This is a genomic window from Oerskovia sp. NPDC056781, assembly GCF_042789955.1.
Classification (GTDB): Bacteria; Actinomycetota; Actinomycetes; order Actinomycetales; family Cellulomonadaceae; genus Oerskovia; species Oerskovia rustica.
This window is the reverse complement of the sequence record NZ_JBHUAD010000255.1, coordinates 1-5,300: the sequence shown is the minus strand read 5'-3', so window position 1 is coordinate 5,300 and position 5,300 is coordinate 1. Positions and strand designations below refer to the sequence as shown.

The window sequence follows — 5,300 nt, the reverse complement described above, 5'->3', positions numbered from 1 at the left end:
CTCACCCTCAGCGGTGCGCCCGCGCCCGCCGCCGGCCGGCACGGGCGGAGGGCTCAGCGGGTCATGACCGGCGACGACTCGCGGCGACCCGCAGCGTCGCACCGCCCGCGACCAGGAGCACCGCGCCCCCGAGGAGTGCGAGCGGCACCGTGACGCCGGTGTTGGACAACCGGTCGACGCCGGGCCCCGGGCGTGCCGGGCTCATGTCGAGCGTGTTGGTCACGACGACCCCGACCACGGTGCCGTCCCCGACGCGGACCTGCTCGGTGCTGAGGACGGCCTCGGTCCAGGTGGCACCGGCGACCGGCGCGGGCGCCTCCTCGACGAGCGTCACGAGGGCGCCGTAGGGAAGGGGCTCGCTGACGACGGGCACGCCGTCGGCTGCGACGACCACGGTACCCTCGCCCGCTGCGAAGCCGTCCCCCGCAGGGTAGGTGTAGCGCACGACGAACTCGGCGTCGGGCGGCAGGAGGTGCGCCCCGGTGCCGACGACGTCCTTGCGCACCGAGAGGTACCCGGTCGTCCGCTCGATCGAGTTGACGACGTCGAGCGCGTAGGTCGCGTCCTTCGTGACGACGAAGCTGTTCGCCGCCTCGTACGTCGGGGCCGACCAGGTGCCGCCCTCGACAGCCTCGGGGGAGTTCTCCCTGACCGTGACCACGGCCCCGGCGGGGACGTCGCGGACCGTCACCGTGGTGCCGTCACCGGGGACCGGGACCGTCGTCGGCTCGAGGGCCGACCAGGTGTCCCCTGCGGGGTAGGAGTAGGTGAACGTGTACTCGTCCTCGGGTGAGACGAGCGTGGCCCCGGACCCCTCGACACGCTTGGAGAGCGCGAACGCGCCGACGTCCCGCGTGATCGCGTTGGTGAGCGTGACCTCGCTCGTCGTCCCGTCGCCGATCGTCACGGCCGAGGGCGCGAAGACGCCCACCTCGCCCCAGGTGGCTCCTGCGACGTCGGCCGGGGGGAGCTCGGAGAGGGTCAGGACGGCGCCGTAGGGCAGGGGGCCGCTCGTGACGGCCTCGCCGTCCGCCGGCACGACGAGCAGGCCGTCACCCGCCGCGAAGCCCGTGCCCGCAGGGTACGTGTAGCGCACGACGAACGTGTCGTCGGCGGGCACGAGCCCGGCGCCCGTCCCCTCGATCGCCTTGCGGACCGAGACGAACCCCGCGTTCAGCGTGATGACGTTGTCGAGGTCGACGGCCACGACGTCGTCCTTGATCACGGTGAACGTCTGCTCGCTGAACGTCGGTTCGCCCCAGGTGCCGCCTTCCACCTCGTCGAGGACCTCCGCGAGCGTGACGCGGGCGCCCGCGGGCACCTGGTCGACCACGACCGCGGGCTCGCCGGCCGTGACGGTCACCTCGCCGGTGCCCGGCTCGTCGATGCCCTGGGACAGGTCGGCGGGGTAGGACCACCGGACCGTGAACGTGGGGTCGGTGACGAGCCCGGCCGCGTCCCCCGTGAGGTGCTTGGTGACGCTGAACGCGCCGAGGTCGCGCGTCAGGGTGTTGGTGACGGTCACGTCCACGGTGCCGCTCGCACCGGTCACGAGCACCTCGGAGGGCGAGACGGCGGGCGACGACCAGGTGCCGCCCGGGACCTTCGTCGGGGCGGGCTCGGTGAAGCGGACCGTCGCCCCGACCGGGAGGTCGGGGACCGAGACCTGGTCACCCGTCGCGGGCAGGGTCACGCGGCCGCTGCCTGCCCCGATACCGCGGCCGGGGACGGCGTCCCAGGCGTAGGCCAGGGTGAACGACAGGTCCTGAGGGAGGCGGAGGCCGTCGTCGTTGACGACGACCTTGTGGGCCTGGACGCCCGCGCGGGCGAGGGTCGCCCGGTTGACCAGGCGGATCTCGGTGACGCCACCGAGGTTCGACCGGTCGGCGCCGAAGGTCAGCTCGAGGCGCTCGGAGGTGGTGCCGTCCGGCTGGACGAAGACGGGGTCGGCCCAGGTGACGTTCTCCGGGCCGGTGGGTGTGATCTCCTCGAGGCGGACCGTGGTGCCCTTGAAGAGCTCGTCGGTGAGGAAGGTCTCGCCGGCGCGCAGCTCGACGGTGCGCTCGTCGGTGACCTTGCCGTCGAGAAGCGCGGTGTAGCGCACGCTGAACGCCGAGGTCAGGGTCGTGTCGCCGTGGAGCTCCTTGGTGAGCTGGAGCTTGCCGAAGTTGCGGCCGACGACGGTGCCGGAGCCCGACCAGCGCGTGGCCTGGCCCGTGACGACGTGCGAGACGTCTCCCTCGACCGTGTACCGGGCGGTGTTCGCGTACGTGGTGGCCTTGCCCTCGTCGAGGGCGCGCACGGTCCACTCGACGCGGTACACCGACCCGGTCAGGCCTGTGTGGCCTGCGGGGAGGGACTCGCCCGCGGCACCGGCGACCGAGGTGAACTCGACCCGGAGCCCGTCCGGGGAGACGGTGACGTCGGAGGGCTCCTTGGCCCGGAGGTCGGCCTGCTCGCGGCCGAGCCGGTCGTAGCTCGTGGACCGGCCCTCGTAGACGGTCGGCGTGCCGAGCAGCTCGTACGCGGCGGGGTCGAGCAGGTCCTCGACGACGACGTCGAGGCCTGCGGGCATGCCGTCGCTCGGTGCGGGGACCGACACCGTCCAGGTGATCGTGTCGGTGAGGTTGTCGTACCAGCCCCACTTGCCCTGGCCCTGGCCCTGGTAGGTGCAGCTCTGGGTGCAGCGGTCGGGGTTGGGCGTGACGGTCACGGTGAGGGGGCCGTCGACGGTACCGAAGTCGAACACGTGCTCGACCGTCTCGAGGTTCTCGAGCCAGACGTCGGCCCGGACGGTGAACTCTCCGCTCATGGCGAGCTCGTGCCCGTCGACGTACGCGGGGTCGACCGTGCACGTGATGGTCGTCGCGCCGACGACGCACTCACCGGCAGGGCCGCCGTCGGGCGCGATCATCGCGAACCGGTCCGCGCGCCCGGTGAGTCCCGCCGGGAGGTCGACGGTCACGCTCACGGGGTTCGTCGCCTCGCCGGGGACGCTCCACCGCACGGTGAGCTCCTGGGTGCTGCCGTCGGCGAACTCCTGCTTGCTGAACGAGATGCTGTCGACGGAGATCGGGGTCCCCGTCGCCGCCTGGGCGGTCAGGGCGCTCGTGGTCACCACGGAGGCGAGCGCGAGGAGGAGGGTCAGCAGGAAGGCGACCGGTGATCGTCGTCCGGTCGTCCTCCGGTCGGGCAGGGCAGTCACGTCTCACGGGTCCTTTCGTCGCGCGGCGGTGCCGCGGCGCGCCCGGCGGATCCGGACACTCCCGGGGAGACATCGCCCGTGCGCAGACATGACGCCACATTCCGGTGATACCGGTCACAGACTTAGACGTGCGTACCAGAACGTGTTGTCCGGTGCGGTGACGAACGCTCGCCGCGCGACCGTCCGCCGCGTCCCCCCGCGCCCCGCCCACGCGGGATGATGGTCCGGTGCCCACAGCCCCGCACCGAGGTCTCGTGGTGAGCCCCGCGCTGACGATCCCCGACACCGAGCTCACCTGGCGGTTCTCGCGCGCCTCCGGCCCCGGCGGTCAGGGCGTCAACACCACGGACTCGCGCGTCGAGCTGTCGTGGGACGTCGCGTCGTCGGCCGTCCTGAGCGACGCGCAGCGCGCGCGCCTCGTCGAGCGCCTCGACAAGAGGCTCGTCGGGGGAGTGCTCACCGTGACGGCCTCGGAGCACCGCGAGCAGCTCCGCAACCGGGCCGCTGCGCGGACGCGCCTCGCAGCGCTCGTCGCGGACGGCCTCGCCCCGCCGGCGCGGCAGCGGCGTGCGACCCGCCCCACGCGCGGTTCGCAGGAGCGTCGCCTCGCCGCGAAGAAGCAGCGGACCACGACCAAGCAGATGCGCCGTCGCCCCACGGACTGACGGTGCCCGACCGGCCGGCGGTGCCCGACGGCGGCGCGCACCCGTGCGCCCGCCTCACCGTTCCGGCGGCGGGACAGCACGACGGCGGCGCACCGGTCCGTGGACCGGCACGCCGCCGTCGTTCGACGGGCTCAGAGGCCCGGAGAGCTGCGGATCAGAAGAGCGGCTCGGTCGAGATCTCCTCGGCGGACGGGGCGACGACCTGCAGGTCCTCGCCCCAGTGGGAGAACGTCATCTCCATGCTCGTCCCCATGAGGTCCATGACGACCTTGCGCATGAGGTCGTCACCGTCGATCCAGTACTGGTACGTCAGCGTCTCGGGAAGAGCGGCGCCCGCAGCCTCCGCCTGCTCCGCCACCGAACCCGTGAGCTGGGTGGTGTCGACCACGACCGTGTACGGCTGGGCCTTGACGCCGTCGACGTCCACGGGGTCGCCGTCCTTCTCGACGCTCTTGATCGCGCCGTCGAGCGCCTCGACGCTCGCCGTGGGGTCCATCTGCTCGGTGAGGCCCTCGAACTGGGACGCCATGGGGTTGGACTCGTCGGCGGGGTCGATCGCGACGAACTTGTTCTGGCTGAGCTCGCCCAGGTTCATGTAGAAGACGCCGTCGACGAAGCGGATCTGCATCTCGCCCGAGCCCGGGACCGTCATGGTCATGGCGAGGTTCTGCGAGCCGTCCTTGAAGACGATGTCGCCGGTCATGTCCATGCTGGTGCCCTCGACCGAGGTCGAGGTCGCCATGGTCACGCTGCCCGCCGCGAGCTGCGCGTCGGTGATGCGCTGCACGAAGTTCTCGGCAGTGAGGTCCGACGACGAGTCCTTCGCGGGGGCCTTCTCCCCCTCGGACGTCGCGGCCGAGGAGGACGCAGGGGCGTCGTTGCCCGACGAGCAGGCGGCGAGGCCGAGGACCCCGACGGACGCGACGGACAGGACGGCGATACTGCGGACGAGACGCACGAAGAAAGCTCCCTCAGGGGTGGTGGGGTGAGTGGTGGCTCGGTGGCCACGAGATCAACTGTGGGGGGTGGAGGGTGCTCGCCGCAATGGGGAGCGCTCCCCATGGCGGGTGATGTGCCCCGTGGAGGGGCTGACCGGGGCAGGATACGCAGTGACCCGGTACCGACCGGTGCCGGGAACGGAGGGAAGGACGAGGACATGAGCGAGTCGAAGGGTGGCGCCCTGGGCGGCCTGGGCGGGTTCGTCGAGAAGGCCAAGGAGGCCCTGACGGACGAGCGCATCGATCAGGTCGCGGATCTGGTCAAGGGCCGCACGTCGGACTCGGTCGACAAGCACGTCGACACGGTCGCCGAGCAGGCCAAGAAGCTCAACGACTGAGCCGAGCGTCTACGGGGCGGTCCCGCCGGGGCCGCCCCGCTGCGCGTCGCGGGCAGGTCCGGGCACCCCGCTGAGGGGGGGAGCGGCGCCGTCG

Annotated in this window: 4 protein-coding genes; 2 read left to right on the top strand and 2 right to left on the bottom strand. The window is 72.3% G+C overall.

Annotated features, from left to right (window positions below):
* Positions 1 to 61: 61 nt before the first annotated feature.
* A complete protein-coding gene (locus tag ACFRCR_RS16530) occupies positions 62 to 3,205 on the bottom strand; it encodes a DUF5979 domain-containing protein (protein ID WP_377679036.1) in 3,144 nt (1,047 codons plus the stop codon).
* Between the two features lie 227 nt (positions 3,206 to 3,432).
* On the opposite strand from ACFRCR_RS16530, the gene arfB reads away from it, so the two are divergent.
* Positions 3,433 to 3,870, top strand: coding sequence for an alternative ribosome rescue aminoacyl-tRNA hydrolase ArfB (gene arfB, locus ACFRCR_RS16525; RefSeq protein WP_377679034.1), 438 nt, complete (start codon positions 3,433 to 3,435; stop codon positions 3,868 to 3,870).
* A 154-nt stretch (positions 3,871 to 4,024) separates the two neighbouring features.
* On the opposite strand, the gene ACFRCR_RS16520 is transcribed toward arfB, so the two are convergent.
* Positions 4,025 to 4,828, bottom strand: a complete 804-nt coding sequence (locus ACFRCR_RS16520; protein ID WP_377679032.1) for a hypothetical protein — start codon at positions 4,826 to 4,828, stop codon at positions 4,025 to 4,027.
* A 198-nt stretch (positions 4,829 to 5,026) separates the two neighbouring features.
* Here ACFRCR_RS16520 and ACFRCR_RS16515 point away from each other — a divergent pair, with 198 nt between their 5' ends.
* Positions 5,027 to 5,206, top strand: coding sequence for a hypothetical protein (locus tag ACFRCR_RS16515; RefSeq protein WP_377679031.1), 180 nt, complete (start codon positions 5,027 to 5,029; stop codon positions 5,204 to 5,206).
* The last annotated feature ends 94 nt before the right edge of the window (positions 5,207 to 5,300 follow it).

What these genes read in the sequence shown, in the direction of transcription:
- ACFRCR_RS16515 (WP_377679031.1), top strand. Translation starts at nt 5,027, where the DNA reads ATGAGCGAGTCGAAGGGTGGCGCCCTGGGCGGCCTGGGCGGGTTCGTC.